General features: G+C 53.6%; 17 protein-coding genes. 10 read left to right on the top strand and 7 right to left on the bottom strand.

What is annotated here, in order from left to right; translation table 11 throughout:
* Positions 1-4 precede the first annotated feature (4 nt).
* The gene (lexA, locus tag HWU94_RS08030; protein WP_185173259.1) at positions 5-721 is read right to left on the bottom strand and encodes a transcriptional repressor LexA; all 717 of its coding nucleotides are present in this window, start codon (positions 719-721) and stop codon (positions 5-7) included.
* Positions 722-939: 218 nt separating this feature from the next.
* On the opposite strand from lexA, the gene HWU94_RS08025 reads away from it, so the two are divergent.
* From HWU94_RS08025 to HWU94_RS07995, 7 genes are all read left to right on the top strand, one after another.
* Positions 940-1542 carry a LysM peptidoglycan-binding domain-containing protein gene (locus tag HWU94_RS08025; protein ID WP_185173258.1) on the top strand — a complete coding sequence of 201 codons (603 nt, stop codon included), beginning with the start codon at positions 940-942 and terminating at the stop codon, positions 1540-1542.
* Between the two features lie 75 nt (positions 1543-1617).
* Positions 1618-2727 carry a histidinol-phosphate transaminase gene (locus HWU94_RS08020; protein WP_244955931.1) on the top strand — a complete coding sequence of 370 codons (1110 nt, stop codon included), beginning with the start codon at positions 1618-1620 and terminating at the stop codon, positions 2725-2727.
* A gap of 54 nt (positions 2728-2781) precedes the next feature.
* Positions 2782-3414, top strand: coding sequence for an imidazoleglycerol-phosphate dehydratase HisB (gene hisB, locus HWU94_RS08015; RefSeq protein WP_185173257.1), 633 nt, complete (start codon positions 2782-2784; stop codon positions 3412-3414).
* Positions 3414-4094 (top strand): imidazole glycerol phosphate synthase subunit HisH, encoded by a 681-nt coding sequence (gene hisH / locus HWU94_RS08010; RefSeq protein ID WP_185173256.1) that lies wholly within the window; start codon positions 3414-3416, stop codon positions 4092-4094. Before hisB ends, hisH begins: the two co-directional genes overlap by 1 nt.
* 3 nt (positions 4095-4097) lie before the next feature.
* A complete protein-coding gene (locus HWU94_RS08005) occupies positions 4098-4268 on the top strand; it encodes a hypothetical protein (protein ID WP_167752239.1) in 171 nt (56 codons plus the stop codon).
* A 53-nt stretch (positions 4269-4321) separates the two neighbouring features.
* Entirely contained in the window at positions 4322-5053 is a 732-nt protein-coding gene (priA, locus tag HWU94_RS08000; protein WP_185173255.1) for a bifunctional 1-(5-phosphoribosyl)-5-((5-phosphoribosylamino)methylideneamino)imidazole-4-carboxamide isomerase/phosphoribosylanthranilate isomerase PriA, read from the top strand.
* Complete coding sequence (locus HWU94_RS07995) at positions 5053-5973, top strand: SseB family protein (protein WP_244955930.1); 921 nt, start codon at positions 5053-5055, stop codon at positions 5971-5973. The genes priA and HWU94_RS07995 overlap by 1 nt, the downstream gene beginning before the upstream one ends.
* On the opposite strand, the gene HWU94_RS07990 is transcribed toward HWU94_RS07995, so the two are convergent.
* Positions 5970-6389: a DUF1844 domain-containing protein gene (locus tag HWU94_RS07990; RefSeq protein ID WP_185173254.1), complete on the bottom strand. Its 420-nt coding sequence runs from the start codon at positions 6387-6389 to the stop codon at positions 5970-5972. The two genes, HWU94_RS07995 and HWU94_RS07990, sit on opposite strands and share 4 nt — an antisense overlap.
* A 328-nt stretch (positions 6390-6717) precedes the next feature.
* On the opposite strand from HWU94_RS07990, the gene infC reads away from it, so the two are divergent.
* The 3 genes from infC to rplT all read left to right on the top strand — a co-directional run bounded on the left by infC (position 6718) and on the right by rplT (position 8307).
* Complete coding sequence (gene infC, locus HWU94_RS07985) at positions 6718-7410, top strand: translation initiation factor IF-3 (protein ID WP_135011426.1); 693 nt, start codon at positions 6718-6720, stop codon at positions 7408-7410.
* Positions 7411-7614: 204 nt separating this feature from the next.
* The gene (gene rpmI / locus HWU94_RS07980) at positions 7615-7809 is read left to right on the top strand and encodes a 50S ribosomal protein L35 (RefSeq protein ID WP_135011425.1); all 195 of its coding nucleotides are present in this window, start codon (positions 7615-7617) and stop codon (positions 7807-7809) included.
* 114 nt (positions 7810-7923) lie between these two features.
* Complete coding sequence (gene rplT, locus HWU94_RS07975; protein ID WP_135011424.1) at positions 7924-8307, top strand: 50S ribosomal protein L20; 384 nt, start codon at positions 7924-7926, stop codon at positions 8305-8307.
* A 219-nt stretch (positions 8308-8526) separates the two neighbouring features.
* Here rplT and HWU94_RS07970 read toward each other — a convergent pair whose 3' ends face one another.
* The 5 genes from HWU94_RS07970 to HWU94_RS07950 form a co-directional block, all read right to left on the bottom strand.
* Positions 8527-9192, bottom strand: a complete 666-nt coding sequence (locus HWU94_RS07970) for an NAD(P)H-dependent oxidoreductase (protein WP_185173253.1) — start codon at positions 9190-9192, stop codon at positions 8527-8529.
* Between the two features lie 200 nt (positions 9193-9392).
* Positions 9393-10994, bottom strand: a complete 1602-nt coding sequence (locus HWU94_RS07965) for a hypothetical protein (RefSeq protein WP_185173252.1) — start codon at positions 10992-10994, stop codon at positions 9393-9395.
* Entirely contained in the window at positions 10995-13562 is a 2568-nt protein-coding gene (locus tag HWU94_RS07960; RefSeq protein ID WP_185173251.1) for a DEAD/DEAH box helicase family protein, read from the bottom strand. It abuts the gene before it with no gap.
* Positions 13559-15184, bottom strand: coding sequence for an Eco57I restriction-modification methylase domain-containing protein (locus HWU94_RS07955; RefSeq protein ID WP_185173250.1), 1626 nt, complete (start codon positions 15182-15184; stop codon positions 13559-13561). The genes HWU94_RS07960 and HWU94_RS07955 overlap by 4 nt, the downstream gene beginning before the upstream one ends.
* Positions 15185-15856 carry an N-6 DNA methylase gene (locus HWU94_RS07950; protein WP_185173249.1) on the bottom strand — a complete coding sequence of 224 codons (672 nt, stop codon included), beginning with the start codon at positions 15854-15856 and terminating at the stop codon, positions 15185-15187. It lies immediately after the preceding gene.
* Positions 15857-15887: the final 31 nt, after the last annotated feature.

The following is a 15887-nucleotide window of genomic DNA, read 5'->3' as shown; positions in this document are numbered from 1 at the left end:
GGTCTTAGAGACTGCGCAGTACGGAGACGACCTTACCCATGATGGTGGCTTTATCGCCCAGGATGGGCTCGTACTGGGTGTTCTGGGGCAGCAGCCAGGTGTGACCATCGCGCTGGCGGAAGGTCTTCACGGTGGCCTCGTCGTCGAGCAGGGCCGCGACGATGTCACCGTTCTGGGCGGTGTTCTGGGCACGCACTACGACCCAGTCGCCATCGCAAATCGCAGCATCGACCATGGAGTCCCCCTTGACGCGCAGCATAAAGAGGTCGCCCTGACCTACGAGCTGGCGGGGGAGCGTCATGACGTCTTCAATTGCCTGCTCAGCGGCAATGGGTGATCCCGCAGCAATACGGCCCACCAGGGGAACGGTAGCGAGGTTATCGTCGGTCTGCGCGAAGGTAGGCACAATCGGCAGCGTGATGACGCTGGTTTCAGGCTTTGCTTCTTCGGGGGAGGTCTCGCCGGTGAGAACCTCAATGGCGCGAGGACGCTTGGGGTCGCGCCTAATATAGCCCATCTCTTCGAGGCGAGAGAGCTGATGGGTAACAGATGAGAGTGAAGCGAGACCAACGAGGTCACCGATTTCACGCATAGACGGCGGATAGCCGTGCTCATCAATAGCGCTTGAAATGGCGCTCAAAATTTTTTTCTGGCGGGCAGTGAGGGGGCGAGAGCCCTTGTGGGGCGGGCTTGCCGGAGTCTGCGGAGTTCGTTCGCTCACGGTATCTCGTCTCTGTTGGTTCTTAAAATGTCAGCCACCCGGTGTTCACTATCAAGTGGTCTTCTAAGACTATGTCAAGCAAACAGGTTATTCAAACATTTGTTCTAATTTTTCTCGACTATGTTCGATTTTTCTGATAGAACATAGATACGAAGAAATTTTAGAACAAAGATTCGACTTTTGGTTGAATGTTTGAGCGTGAATCAGGAGAAAGACTTATGAGCACCATCGCCTTGCCCGAGTTTATGGCTCGTACTTCTTTGAAGAAGCCCCTTGATCAGGCTGCTACTTTTACCGTCCGTCAGCACCCGCAGGTGCCCGCATCGGCCGGGGCCCTGCGGCAACCCCAGTACCGCATTCGTTTTGCGGCACCTGTGTCTGCGCGTCCCGCACCTGTAGCTCCCTTGCGGAATCTGCCTTCCCACCCTGCTGCTTCTACCCCGGTTCAGCGGCCTAGCGCGGTAGTAGAACCGTCTCAGAAAGCGAAGACGGGGCGTGGGAAAATCCGTCTGAGCCGCCGGGGGCGCCTGGTTTTTAGGGGCCTGCCTCTACTCACCCTCGTGGCTCTTGTGGTTCTCGGTGCCCTGACTTTCCTTGCACCCGGCGAAGCTAAGAGTGCCACTGTCGAACCTGTTGTTCCGGTTAGCCAAACGGTCACCGTTGTACACGGCGATACTCTCTGGACCATCGCAGCAGATGTGGCACCCGGTGAAGATAATCGCGACGTCATCAATCGCATCATGCAGATTAACGACCTCACCAGCGCACAGCTGGTTCCCGGTCAGGTTCTTGAGGTGCCTGTCTACACTCAGTCACAGTAAGAAAAAGAGCGGTACCCTATGCCAGACTGCGAAACAAAAATGCAGCGTACGGGGCTAGGTCGCTACACTAGGGGAGTGACCGAAACTACCACAGCACTCGAAGCCCTGCCCCTGCGCGAAGATTTGCGGGGCCGTTTACCCTACGGCGCACCCATGATTGATGTTCCGGTAACCCTCAACGTTAATGAGAACACCCACCCCATGCCGCAAGAAGTCATCGATGCCATCACGCGCGATGTAGCAGAGGCCGCCGTAACCCTGAATCGCTACCCCGACCGCGAGTTCGATACCCTCAGAGCGGAACTCGCAGACTACCTGGGGCACGGTCTGACCCCCGAAAACATCTGGGCAGCTAACGGCTCTAACGAGATTCTCCAGCAACTCATGCAGGTCTTTGGTGGCCCCGGGCGCTCGGTCATGAGCTTCGTGCCCACCTACTCTATGTACCCCCTGCTGGCAGACGGCACCAATACCGCTTTCATCGCGGGTACCCGCGCAGCCGACTACTCCCTCACCGCAGCTTCAGCAGTTGAACAGATTGAAGAGCACAAGCCTTCTATCGTTATTCTCTGCTCACCCAATAACCCCACCGGCACCGGCCTGGGGCTAGACGTTATCGAAGCGGTCTACGACGCGGTGGCAGCCTACAACGGTATCGTCGTGGTCGATGAGGCCTACGCAGAGTTTGCCCAAGATCGCACTCAGAATGCTCTCACCCTACTTCCCGGCCGCCCCAACCTGGTTGTCTCTCGCACCATGAGCAAGGCCTTCGCACTTGCAGGTGCCCGCCTGGGCTACTTTGCAGCAGATCCCGCTGTTGCCGATGCCGTCCGCCTGGTTCGCCTGCCCTACCACCTCTCAGCCGTCACCCAGGCAACCGCGATTGCAGCCCTGCGCCACCGCACCCAGCTGCTGGCTAACGTCGACGACATCCGCGCCCAGCGCGACCGCATCGTGGAGCACCTCACCGGCCTGGGGCTAGAACCGGCTGTATCGGATTCTAACTTTGTGTTCTTCGGCGGGCTCAAGGACGAAAAAGCTGCCTGGAACTACCTGCTAGAACGCGGCGTCCTGGTGCGCGATAACGGAATCCCCGGCTACCTGCGCGTCACCGCCGGAACCGAAGCCGAGACCAGCGCCTTCTTAGACCACCTCACCGACTACGTGCAGACTTTCGAGCGCTAAGCGCAGCACGTAGCCCCATTAACATCGGCAGACACCTTAGAAAAAGAGACAGACATGGCAGTACCAACCGAATCATCCACCGGCATCGGCCCCCGCATTGCAAAGATGGAGCGGGCAACCAGTGAGTCGTCCGTCAGCGTCGAAATTAACCTCGACGGCACCGGCGTATCAGACATCGACACCGGTGTGCCCTTCTACGACCACATGCTCACCGCCCTGTCTAAGCACTCCCTGATTGACATGACCATCAAGTGCTCTGGCGATACCCACATCGATGTGCACCACACCGTTGAAGATACCGGCATCGTGCTGGGCGAGGTGCTCCGCCAGGCACTGGGCGATAAGGCGGGCATCCGCCGCTTCGGTACTGCCACCGTGCCCCTCGACGAAGCTCTGGCCTCTGCCGTGGTCGATATTTCTGGCCGCCCTTACCTGGTCCACACCGGTGAGCCCGAAGGGTTCGAATACCACCTCATCGGTGGGCACTTCACCGGGTCAATGGTGCGCCACGTCTTTGAGGCTTTCGCCTATCACGCCGGTATCTGCCTGCACATCACCCTGCTAGGCGGGAGGGACCCCCACCATATCGCTGAAGCCCAGTTCAAGGCTCTCGCCCGCGCCCTGCGTCAGGCAGTAGAGCCCGACCCCCGCCACGCCGGTATCCCCTCCACCAAGGGAGCTCTCTAATGAGCGAAGCTGTACAGCAGAAGCCCACCGTCACCGTTCTTGACTACGGGGCAGGGAACGTGCGCTCAGCCGTCCGCGCCCTTGAAGAAGCCGGCGCCCGAGTGGTGCTGTCCCGCAAGGAGTCAGACGTTCTGGGCGCAGACGGCCTGGTCGTGCCTGGCGTGGGTGCTTTCAAAGCCGTGATGGACGGGCTCAAAGAGGCGGACGCTATCCGCATGATTGGCAGGCGCGTTGCGGGCGGCCGCCCCGTACTCGGCATCTGCGTGGGCCTACAGGTCATGTTCGAAAAAGGCGTTGAGCACGGAGTTGAAGCCGATGGCCTGGGCGAGTGGCCCGGCACCGTTGAAAAGCTCAAAGCCGAGGTCGTGCCCCACATGGGGTGGAATACCGTCCGCGCACCTGAAGGGTCCACGCTCTTTGCCGGTATTGAGAACGAACGCTTCTACTTTGTGCACTCCTACGGGGTGCAAGAATGGACCTTCGATCAGAACAACGAAGCCATGCTGCCGCCCCAGGTCACCTGGGCTAACCACGGCGGCGACTTCATTGCGGCGGTCGAAAACGGGCCCCTAGCTGCCACCCAGTTCCACCCCGAAAAGTCGGGTGAGGCCGGCATCCGCCTGCTCAAGAACTGGATTAACTCCCTGCCCGTAACCGGGCGTCTAGACGGGGCGAAGTAGGGTATGTCAGCTACAACGTCCGGGCTACTGCTCATGACCGTAGGCATGATGTTCATCGGCGGAGCCTACTCCTTTTACAAGCAAAAAATTACCTGGGTGGCCCAGCTTGTACTGCTGCTGGTGGGCCTAGCCTTTGCCGGGTACGGCCTGTACGTCGTGATGAACTACAGCTAGCCCGCCGCCCCCTAGACCTAGATTTTTACCGTCCTACTCCCAAGGAGAGAACAATGACTGATCGTCTCGAACTGCTGCCCGCGGTCGACGTAGCCAACGGCCAGGCCGTGCGCCTGGTGCAGGGCGAAGCCGGATCGGAAACCAACTACGGTTCCCCCGTCGAAGCTGCCCTAGAATGGCAGAACGCCGGTGCTGAGTGGCTGCACCTGGTTGATCTCGACGCTGCCTTTGGACGCGGCGACAACATCGAGATTCTGACCGAGGTAGCTCAGGAACTTTCCATCAAGATTGAGATGTCGGGCGGCATCCGCGACGACGAATCCCTGGAACGGGCCCTGTCGCTCAACCCCGCCCGCATCAACCTGGGCACCGCTGCCCTCGAAAACCCCGAGTGGACCCGCAAGGTCATCGCTGAGCACGGCGATGTTATCGCTGTTGGGCTGGATGTCCGCGGGGATGTACTGGCCGCCCGCGGCTGGACCAAGGAAGGCGGCATCCTCTGGGAGGTTCTCGACCGCCTGAACGATGACGGCTGCGCCCGCTACGTCGTCACCGACGTCACCAAGGACGGCACCCTGCAGGGCCCCAACCTGGAACTTCTGCGCAAGGTTGCTGAGCGCACCGATAAGCCGGTGGTTGCTTCCGGCGGTATCGCCACCCTGGACGACATCGCTGCCCTGCGCACCATGGTGCCCCATGGCGTTGAGGGCGCTATCACCGGTAAGGCCCTCTACGCCGGCAAATTTACCCTCGCCCAGGCACTCGACGTCGCAGGTCGCCCCTAGTGACAGACTTTTCAGATCGCGTGCACCGCGCCCACACCCACGGGCACGGCAACCCCGGAGACCCCAGCGCACCCCGCCGGGAACTCCCCGCACATATTGCTGCCCAGCTGGCGTCCGCCGGCCAAAAAACCGATACCGGCGGGCAGCCCTGGGAAGGACGCAACCTGGGGGAGGGCACCAGCCATACCCATCAGTTCCCCGGCGACGACGGCAGAACCGACCCCGCCCTGCAAAAAGTTCTCGATGCTTTTGCCGCGGGCGAAGTCGATGAAGTTGCCGTGGTCGATGCCCTGCGCTCCGTGCGTATCTTTGCCCCGGTCGTAGCCCAGTTATCTCAAGCAGAAATCACCGAGCACGGTCTGGTATCAGACAAAGAATCGGATATGGCGCTGGTGAGTATCCAGGCGCCGGACGGACGCCGCGCCCTCCCCGTCTTTACCAACGTAGACGCCCTCACCTCCTGGCACGACCTAGCCCGCCCGGTTGCTGCAGACATGCGGAAAACCGCCCTATCAGCCGTTGAAGACGAGAACCAGCTGATCGTGGTAAACCCCGGCGCCGACCTCACCTTCGTCGTGCGCCGCCCAGCTTTCTGGGCAATCGCCAAGGGAGAAGAATGGGTGCCCTCCTACCGCAACCCCCGGGTCGCCGAAGAGCTCAGCAACATTGCGGCGCCCCTGTCTGCTGTAGTTGCGGTTGAAGCAGGCCCCGGCACCGGCGTGTACTCGCAGACCGCGAGCGGACGCGTACTGGCAGGTGGTGGGCACGGGCCAGAGCTGAAAATCATGCTCAAACTCCGCCCCGGCCTCACCCAGGAACAGGTCAACCAGACCGTGCAGACCTTCCAGCAGGGGCTCGCCCTCAACCAGGTCATTGCCGAGCAGGCTGACTCAGTGCAGATCGCCTTGGCCTCAGCCTAGAAAACCGGCCCGGTGAACTTTTCGCCGGGCCCCTTGCCGGGGGCGTCCGGGTAGGGGGAAGCCTCACGGAAGGCCAGCTGGAGGGAACGCAGGCCGTCGCGCAGGGGAGCGGCATGCTGGGAACCAATCTCGGGCGCCGCAGCGGTAACGAAACCTGCCAGGGCGGTAATCAGCTTGCGGGCCTCATCAAGATCTTTGAGGTCTTCGGCGTTCTCTTCAGCAGCCAGGCCGCACTTGACGGCAGCAGCGCTCATCAGGTGAACAGCAGCGGTAGTAATGACCTCAACCGCGGGAACCTCAGCGATATCGCGCATCTGGGCGTTAACTTCTTCAACCTGCTCGGCAGTCAGGCCTTCAGGCAGTACCTCGCCGGGCTCAGCGGAATCTTCAAAACGGTAGCTAGTTTCGTTGCTCATGGTTACTAGAATCTCACACCAACCCCACCGAGCGTGAATCGCCCGTCACACTCAACCCGACCACCGGCGTCCGCCCCAAGAAAAACAGCCAAAACCCTTGAAAAACCGCCCCTAACCCAGTAATGTTAAGAGCTGTTTGCAAGTGGAACTTAAGTTCCCACCCGCTGCCGCCAAGTCTGGCGACCGGGTCAGCCCCAGGCTCCCGCAAGGGAAACCTTCGAAGGCTCACAGCGCCGACTACCGGCGTCCGCGCCTTCACCCTGGGTAGGTAACCTAAGCCTCCGCTTGCCAAGCCGCAACCGGGGGCTTTTTTCACCCCCCCACAGAAATTCACGGGGACACCCCCACCACAAGCAACAGGAGCTTTGTCATTAGCGATCCACGCATCAACGACCGCATTCGCGTTCCGGAAGTTCGACTCGTCGGCCCCGGCGGTGAACAGGTCGGTATTGTCCGCGTAGAAGATGCACTGCGTCTTGCTCAGGAATCTGACCTCGACCTGGTTGAGGTTGCTCCCAACGCTAAGCCGCCTGTGTGTAAGCTTATGGACTTCGGCAAGTACAAGTACGAAGCCGCAGTCAAGGCACGTGAATCTCGAAAGAAGCAGGTCAACGCTTCTTTGAAGGAAATCCGTTTCCGCCTCAAAATTGACACCCATGACTACGAAACCAAGGTAGGGCACGCACGTCGTTTCCTCGCCGGCGGTGACAAGGTCAAGGCTATGATTCAGTTCCGTGGTCGTGAACAGCAGCGCCCCGAGATGGGTGTGCGTCTGCTTGAACGCATGGCAAACGACCTCACCGAGGTTGGCACCGTAGAGTCCAACCCCCGCGTCGACGGTCGTAACATGGTAATGGTTCTTGCCCCGCTCCGCGGCAAGCAGGAAGCCCGCCGTGAAAGCCAGAAGTCAGGTGGCCGCAAGGGTCGCGAACGCGTCAACACCACTGAGGCAACCCCTGTAACTAACTCCCTGGCAGATGCAATGCCCGAGGAGCTCAAGGCACAGGCGTCAGCCGAATAGGAGCTGTTTAGACAACCAGGCGCGGGCTCGTGTAGGGTTTCGTGCTTGGTCGTCGTTCGCTCTGCCGCTGTTTTTATTGAATGATAAGGGCACCGGTGGGCGGGCAGAACACCCTTAAAACTTCCCCGCCCGCCGGGGACGTTGAGTTTTTCAGTTCCTCACCCCGTAACCGGGGCGAGGGTAGAACGTAAGGAGAATCGGCTCATGCCGAAGCAGAAGACCCACTCTGGTGCTAAGAAGCGCTTCAAGCTCACCGGTACTGGCAAGGTTAAGCGCCAGCAGGCCAACCGCCGCCACTACCTCGAGCACAAGTCCTCCCGTCTGACCCGTCGTCTGGCTTCTGACCAGATCGTAACCGGCGGTCAGGCTAAGGTCATCAAGAAGATGCTGGGCAAGTAAGCTCCTTCTTTTTGAAGCTTCGCCCCGAAAGGGCGCACCAAAAGTAGATATTTTCTCTCCTGCACCAGCGCTAGAGTTTTTAGCTGGGTAGGACATAGACGTTAGGAGACACACGTGGCACGTGTGAAGCGCGCGGTTAACGCGCACAAGAAGCGCCGAGTAATCCTTGATCGTGCATCAGGCTACCGTGGCCAGCGTTCACGCCTTTACCGTAAGGCTAAGGAACAGGTCACTCACTCACTGGTATACAGCTACGACCACCGTCGTAAGAAGAAGGGCGACTTCCGTCGTCTGTGGATCCAGCGTATCAACGCAGCTGCACGCGCTGAGGGCCTGACCTACAACCGCTTCATCCAGGGCCTGAAGGCTGCTGAGGTTGAGGTTGATCGTCGTATGCTGGCTGAGCTGGCTGTTAACGAGCCTGCTGCTTTCTCAGCTCTGGTTGAAATCGCTAAGAACAACCTGCCTGAGGACACTTCAGCTCCCAAGGCTGCCTAAGTCTTTTTAGGTTTGTCTTTCCCCACCTAGCAGGTGGGGTGCGGACGCCGCCTCTCGCTTTCCTGCCGCTGGGCAGGGGAGTGAGGGGCGGCGTCCTTGTATTTTGCGGTATCTGTTGGGCCTGGAGCGTCGGGCGCATAGCGAACGCCCACCAGATTCTCGCAGCGTCTACGCCTATGATGGGCGCAGCGAGAGTCTGGTGGACAGTCAGATTTCTAGTTAATTGACCCAGGTAATGACCTCTTCGGCGGGCTTGCGGGTCTGGGGCCAGGGGAGTTCTTCGGTGCGGTAGCCGAGGGCGAGCATAGAGACGATGCCTTCGGTTGCGGGATCGATGATGCCGTGTTCAGCCAGGAGGGCATTGGCCTTGTCTGCGTTAAAGCCTTCGATGGGGCAGGAGTCAACGCCGATGAGAGCGGCTGCGGTCATCATGTTGCCCAGGGCGATGTAGGTTTGCTTGGCTGCCCAGTCGAAGAGGGCGCGGTCGGTGGTGAGCCCCATGTCGTTGACCTGGAAGCTCTTGTAGGTTTCGAGGGCCTTAGCGTGGTCTTCGGGGGAGAGGTTACGGGAGGCGAGTGACGCCTGCATGTGGGGGCCGTCGTGCTGCATGTTGCGGTTGGCCAGGAGCAGGATGAAGTGGCTTGCGCCGCCGAGCTGGCGGGCTGCACCCCAGCTGAAGGGCTTGAGTGCTTCACGAATTTTGGGGTTTTGCAGGACGACGAAACGCCAGCCCTGAGCGCCGACGGAGCTGGGGGAGAGGCGAGCGATTTCGAGGATGTAGTTGATGTCGTCGTCGCTGATTTTCTTCTCGGGGTCGAAGAATTTGATGGCGCGGCGGCGGTGGGCGGCGTCGAGGACGAGCTGCTTGAGGTCTTGGTTCTGCACGGGCTGTACCTTTCGAGATGGACAGAGGATTGCTTCAGGAGTAACAAGCAGGGGAGCGAGATTATTCCGGGAAAAATGAGAGGCAAAGAAGTATTGATATAGTGAGCCAATAGTTGTCTGAATACTCCAGGGTGTTAACCACTAAATATTATCTACATAATAATCTGCCGGATAAAATATTTTTCTTACTAAAAACTATATCAATTTTGATTAGAAACCCAATGGTTTGGAGTTAGATTTACTATCTCTGTAAAATGATAAATAGGAACCCAGTCTGATTCTTTTTCCGGTCTTATCGCTCCGGGCTGAAGTACATGCAGATGGATACCTTCCGGGAACATTTCCGCTTTAGAAGAAAGCACCTTTTTTATATCATCTAAATCAGAGCTGATAATCATTGCTTTTCTTGCCACCCCCCAATTTTCATCGTAATAACATACTATAAAGTCATGTGTTGCTGGATTGAAAAGAAGTGACGGTATGCAATCATTTGTTCTTAATCTAGGTTTTTTATTTATGTATTCCCGGTGTGAAGTAAAGTAATCTTTCCAGATGTTAAACCTTTTGCGAATTTCAACGTTTGCCTCATCTGCCGGGATAACAACTAGTTCCTGAAGTATTTTGAACTTCCCCCTGCTCTTTGCTCCCTTATCGCCAAGAATGTAGAACGCTGTTAGCGGGTGCTCAGAAATGACACTTGCTGCAGCATCTGAAATAATTTTTGTCAGGTCTCGAATTGAGATTAATGCACTAGTATAATCTTCTTCTGAGGGAATATATTCTGCATGGGCAATTTTATTTCTAATTTGTCGAATATTCTTCTCCCAGGGGTCTATGTCAGCCCTGCTAATCTTCAAAGCATCGTATACAACATCTAATCTCTGGGAGAAACTTCTATTCCATTCAGAAGATACTTCGCTGGGGAGCTTGGATTTTTCCCATTGCAGAAACAAGTAGATGTCATTAAAAAGTATTTCAGCAGCGGTTGCAAAAAGAAGTATGGCTGGTTTGTAAAGTCCATACTTTGTCCCTGTTAGTTCTCCTTCTCTAAGTGCATCCCAGTATGCTGATGTATACGAAGAGTATAATCTATTTATGTTCGACTTGAAATGAATAATTTCATTTTCACTTAGAGATGTGCGACGCTCTCCCCAATGGTAGTTTGATTTTTTATTTGGTACAACAGTGAACTTCCTTGAGGTTTCAAACCCTTTATTTAATTGAGTTACTGAAATTGGTAACGCAGGAGGGAGCAGCTGAGGGGTTATTAAATGCGAAACGAAGCGTTGTCTAACTATATAGAAGTTAAGTTGAGTTTGCTGTATTAGCTTCATGCAGTTTGTTAATGCTACCTCAATAAGATGTGAGATTTCACCTAACTGTGTAGGTTTCTTAAACTCTTGGAGTAGGTAAACTTCACTTCCATAATGACTGGAAGTCTTTAATTCAACATTTTTAAAAATTGAATCAATTTCTAAATTATTCAATGTTGCATATGTGGAAATCTCTAGGTTTAATTCTGCTATTGCTTTGTTGTGCCTGTCGTTGTTTAACTCTGGAAAAATTTCCTTGATTGGAGTGTCATTTATGGTGTTGGTGGTCTGAATGCCCACGACGGGTATATCTTTATTTTGATTTAAATATTGAATTAACGGATGATATGATACATCGCCAATACAGATTATTGATTTATCTTTTTCTTCAGGTGTTTCCCAGATAAAGAATGAGGAGCGCTGGTCCTTCGGCGGTGATGGTATATCTGGTATCTCAACTGCTAGTCGCAAACGAATTGAATGCTTCATCTAGTTTCCCTCATCCTCAATTGCCACTACTGTGTCGTACAGCCCTACTTGTCGGAGATTTTTGTGACTTCTGATCCCGGTGTACGAGAGTGAGGCATCTTCATAGCGGCGGAACGCAAAAACTGCCTGATTCATATGCACCGAATTGAAAACCCTCAAACTAACCAGTAGCTCGAAATCAGCAACACTCAAGCCAGTAACAGTCTTAAACAAGTCCGGTTCGATCCTTGAAATAACATCCTGCAGGGTATTCTCACGGAAATCGGTTAGATACATGAAAGCAGGAATGCGAGTTGCAAACTTGATGAGCTTTTCTTGAATCTTCTTTCGCTTATCTTTGTATTCTTTCTCTTCCGCAGACAGCTTCTTCTTCTCGCGTGCAGACAAGGAAGCACCTTTAGACTTCTTCGTCTCAGAAACCTTGTCACTCTTATTAACTACAGTTTCAATTACATCAGTGCCCAAGGCGCGGAAACCCTCAATCTGCATGATAGCTTCCATAGCAGCCTCACTATTCATGACCCTACGAAGCGTCGCATTATCAACATTAACCAAAACAGCTGACTCCCATTTACGAGCTAAAAGCGTCGCAGAGGTACCAGCCATGGCAATATCAAGAATGCTCCCAGCATCTATCTGAGTCATTTTCGCGCCGTCATAGGCAAGCACTGGCAAAAACTTAACCAACTCAGCCACCGAATTCTCAGGGTTAGACTCTGACGGGTTCAGCTTCTGACCATACTCAGCTATCTGACGCAAAGCCCGTGTCGGAGCAAAATCAAACACAAAAGCTACAGGCTTCAAGATATCTTCTCTGCTGGGATCATCACCATCAGGATTCATAATCGACCACGGCGATTGAACCCGGAAAGCAGCCTGAAAATATGTTTCAGGGCTCGATAAATTCCTCAACATTAAAATCGAAGACCATTGCTTGACCGTCACACCCGTGGTGAGCTTCCCACACGATAGCGTAATCGTCTTAGAACTATAACCATCACCTATAGCGTCCCGAACAGGCGGTAAAGCCCCAACTCCCACCCCAGCTTCGGCACCAGCAACAACCAAAACCTGATAATCATGCCAGTAGGTGTTGTGCCTGGCCTTCAGAAGACTAGCCATAGCATGACAAGCTGAAACATTAGGCAGGAACCAGAATGAATGTTGTAGATACGGTAGGAGTCTAACGTCGGCGTAGGGGAAAGGCGGACGCGAACCTGAACGGAGAGCGTCTAACTGAGTTGGTGCATGTTCACCACGAATCAGGTCTAACCATTTCTGCACATCTGATTCATGCACGAACCTGGCCTCAGCCCCAGTGCCTGTTGCTTCAAAGAAACTGTTGAGGTCGAACTCGTCAAACTCGCCTTGACTTGCAATCGATAGAATATCGTCAGGCATTTGGTAGGTCATCAGGCGCATTTCAGGCAGAGAACCGTAGGGGTTAAACTCGCCAGGGTGCTCCTGTTCCCAATCAATTTTTGCCTGCTGCTCATCTGTGTAGGTCCAGTTAAAGATTTGCTCTTCGATGAACTCACCACTGGTTAGAGCTTTAAAAGGTGTACCTGAGAGGTAAAGGTACGCCCTGGTTGTAATAGGTAGAAAGTCCTGCTCGGCGTTGTCCAGCTCATCTAGTTCTTTGTCAAAAGTCTTGAGTGACTCGTTAAATTCAGCTTTTAACTCAGCTTTCTGTTCAGTGGCTTCTTCGCCCTCGAAAAGCTCTTTTGCTTTGTCACGCCAGGCACCGAAATGGTACTCGTCAAAAATAACAAGGTCCCAGTTGATGGTATGGAGCCACTCATTTTTAGCTTTGATGAGCCCTGTTGCCCTGTCCCTGCCCATCAGGTCTTGGAAAGAGCCAAAATATACGAGTGGCTGTGATGGGTCGTATTCTTCCTGAGCGGCTTTTCTCGACGCGTTAAGGTATTGCCATCCCTGAAAATCGATGTGAGATTCTAAGTCCTCTTGCCAGGCTGACTGCACTGCTGGTTTGAAGGTAACAACCAGAACGCGCTGGGCATTCATTTTTTGGGCCAGCTTATAAGCGGTAAATGTTTTGCCGAAACGCATTTTGGCGTTCCATAGGAATCGGGGCGTAACATCGGGTTCTTCGTGCCAGAGGGAAAAATAGTAATCGTAGGTAAAATCTACGGCACGTTGTTGTTCGGGGCGGAGCCCAAAAGTTTGGTGGCGCTTATCTGAAAAGACCTGGCCTAAACGGATTTCCTCAATGGCTGTTAATACATCGGCAACTGTGCAGCGAACCCACTCACGCGACGACCCAATAGCGGGGTTATCGAACCCTTTTGCTTTGAGATGGTTAATAACATCTTTATCTCTGAAGAGGCTGCCGTCTTGGCGCTCAGCAAGGACGTCGATATGGAGGGTATATTCCTGCTGCATTTGCCCTTGAGACTGCCGAATGCGGTCATTGACATCGGCCTGGGTGGTCTGGCCAATCTTGATGAGACCCTCATAACCAGCAGGAGGGTTATTCGGTGTCCAAGCATAGATCTTGAGACGGGCTGTGGGCTTTTCAGGGAGGAGTGTTTCAATCTTTTGACTCACAGTAGTTCTTCCTCCATAGGCAGAACAACCGACCGGATATAGGAGATTTCTTCGTCTGTTAGCCCGTACTTGGCAAATAAATCTTCATCAGTCCAAGAACGGTCCCAACTCTGAACAGGTACAAAGCTATAGACATGTTTTGGCGCGTCTTGAGTCGACTTTCTCAAGGAAACTAGAAAACGTGCGAACTGGGTTCTAAGGTAGGAGGCTAGACTCTTTGCCTCATCCTCAGTGTCGAAGTGACCAGCAACTAGGTAGGTCTCAGTACAAGCTGTTCCTGGCTCTGCGATGATGGGACGCGACAGGAACATGGTTTCAACTGCTGCACTGGTGCCATGAACTTTCGTCATCAAGACTTTCCACTGGTCAATCCAATCGACATTTACAGTGATTGAGCTCTTTTCAGCCCAGATCACTTTTTGATTTGCATAGAGCATAAGTGGTTCTTCTAAACCACGAGGTGAGGACTTACCAACGTAGTTAGTTGCAAGTCCAAATGGCTTTCGGCTTGAAATATGTGTATCCATTGTTGCCTCTTCAAAGGCTTGTACCTTTTCGAGAATAGAAACCGCCTGATTGGATCTCACCAATACATCAAACTGGTCAAGGTACCGCTCGATAGGCTCTCCTGTGGGCTTTCCGTCCCAGATAGTTTGAACGCTACACTTACCGTCATGATTCTTATCCCAGAGGAAGTAGGAAACACCACCACGAATTTTTACACCGGGGAAGGCCTCATAGAGTTTAGGGTAGTCTACGAGTGCTTTCATGCGGTGATCAGATAGCATTTTTTGCCGGTATTCATCTAAGCCCTTACCACCAGCAAACCACCGCGATGGGGTAATAAAGACCGCATACTTTGGGTCAAGCTCTAAAGCCTTCTCAACAAAGTGCTGGTAGATAGGAGAAGCAGAGGCCCCATGCCCACCATCTGAGAGCTGGTAAGGCGGGTTGCCAATCACGACGTCAAACTGCATATCTTCTCCAAAAATCTTTCTTATCAGTGTTCGAGGTTCGTCTGTGTGTATAAAAGCGTAGGCATGGGATTCAAAGTCATCACCTCGGCTATATTCCGCTTCGTTAGCTCCACAGAAAGAACAGCGTCTATTGACGTAGACGTACTTCTTTGTCTTAGCGTTTTTGCGACTGATGAGCTTCTTCTTCCCACCAGCCCAAGTGTGCTCTACCCGCTCAAACCAGATATTGCCGTCATCAGTCTCAAAAGCAGTACAAATTGAATGTTTTTTCGAGGCCCACTTAGAACAATAAACACTACGCCGGGCTATTAGAGCCGTGACCTCAGTAATCGCTATCCCGTAGACCTGGCGGGTCAAAATATGATTGACCCTCTCTTGAACATCGGGAATTTTGTCTTCGAGTCCCTTTACCAGGCGTGAAGTTATTTCACGCAAGAAGACTCCTGACTTCGTGAAAGGGTCCAAAAATTTCACATCAGGATTAGACCAAATATCCTCACCAAAACGCTCCTCCCAGGCGCGAGCCACCTGGTCGAGCATGGCAATAGCTAAAGAGGGCGGAGTGAAGACCTCGTCGTTTGAGAGGTTTGCTATGCAGGTCAAAACATCAGGGTTATGGCCCCTTAACAGATTGTTTTCTGTCATCTATCCGTCCAGTTCTGCTATCTGCTTGACCGTCATTGGCTTGTGGGTGTGTACCGGATCAAAAATGCTCTCTGCTTCAAGCTCCCCAAAGAGACTATCTGTATGCTCATTACCTTGAGCAAGGTTCTTGCCCTTAGTAAGGTTCTCGAAAGAAAAATCTCGGCGCTGGAACTTCCCCTTAGTCAGATAGCCCCACTCAGGAAAAATAATTGCTTCACCGTTTGGGCGGAGTAAGGTCAGAGCATCAGCTTGAACAATATTGGCCTCAAGAACTTTGCGAGCTGCCACACCCCATTCGGGGGAACTGTCGTCATTGACAAAAGCGTCAAAGATACTAGCTAGGTTTTCGCGGCAAATTTGGGCGTTATCTTCAAGTAACTCGATACCGTAAATGCACATCAGTCCGAGCAGAGCATAGTGCCGGCGTTCAAACTCATTTTTACCGTAACGGTCCTGAACAGTTGCTAATTTTCGTAGCAGTACCTGCACCAGAAAGTTGCCCTCACCGCAGGCAGGTTCCAGAAACCGTGAGTCGATACGTTCAGACTCATCTTTGACAAGGTTGAGCATGGCCTCAACGATATGAGCAGGTGTAAACACTTCACCGTGGTCGGCAACTCGTTGCTTAGATTTAACGAGGAGCTCTTCCTTGAGATCAGCAGAATCTGCCATGATGTACCGCCTTGCAGTTATTGTCCGAACG

Source organism: Rothia nasimurium, from assembly GCF_014217215.1.
GTDB lineage: Bacteria > Actinomycetota > Actinomycetes > Actinomycetales > Micrococcaceae > Rothia > Rothia avistercoris.
Note: the sequence above shows the minus strand (reverse complement) of the source record. Positions and strands in the feature narration are given on the sequence as shown.

Excerpts from the sequence above, each read along its gene's own strand:
- HWU94_RS08025 (WP_185173258.1), top strand. The coding sequence starts at position 940 with ATGAGCACCATCGCCTTGCCCGAGTTTATGGCTCGTACTTCTTTGAAG.
- hisB (WP_185173257.1), top strand. The coding sequence starts at position 2,782 with ATGGCAGTACCAACCGAATCATCCACCGGCATCGGCCCCCGCATTGCA.
- hisH (WP_185173256.1), top strand. The coding sequence starts at position 3,414 with ATGAGCGAAGCTGTACAGCAGAAGCCCACCGTCACCGTTCTTGACTAC.
- HWU94_RS08005 (WP_167752239.1), top strand. The coding sequence starts at position 4,098 with ATGTCAGCTACAACGTCCGGGCTACTGCTCATGACCGTAGGCATGATG.
- priA (WP_185173255.1), top strand. The coding sequence starts at position 4,322 with ATGACTGATCGTCTCGAACTGCTGCCCGCGGTCGACGTAGCCAACGGC.
- HWU94_RS07990 (WP_185173254.1), bottom strand. The coding sequence starts at position 6,389 with ATGAGCAACGAAACTAGCTACCGTTTTGAAGATTCCGCTGAGCCCGGC.
- rpmI (WP_135011425.1), top strand. The coding sequence starts at position 7,615 with ATGCCGAAGCAGAAGACCCACTCTGGTGCTAAGAAGCGCTTCAAGCTC.
- HWU94_RS07965 (WP_185173252.1), bottom strand. The coding sequence starts at position 10,994 with ATGAAGCATTCAATTCGTTTGCGACTAGCAGTTGAGATACCAGATATA.
- HWU94_RS07955 (WP_185173250.1), bottom strand. The coding sequence starts at position 15,184 with ATGACAGAAAACAATCTGTTAAGGGGCCATAACCCTGATGTTTTGACC.
- HWU94_RS07950 (WP_185173249.1), bottom strand. The coding sequence starts at position 15,856 with ATGGCAGATTCTGCTGATCTCAAGGAAGAGCTCCTCGTTAAATCTAAG.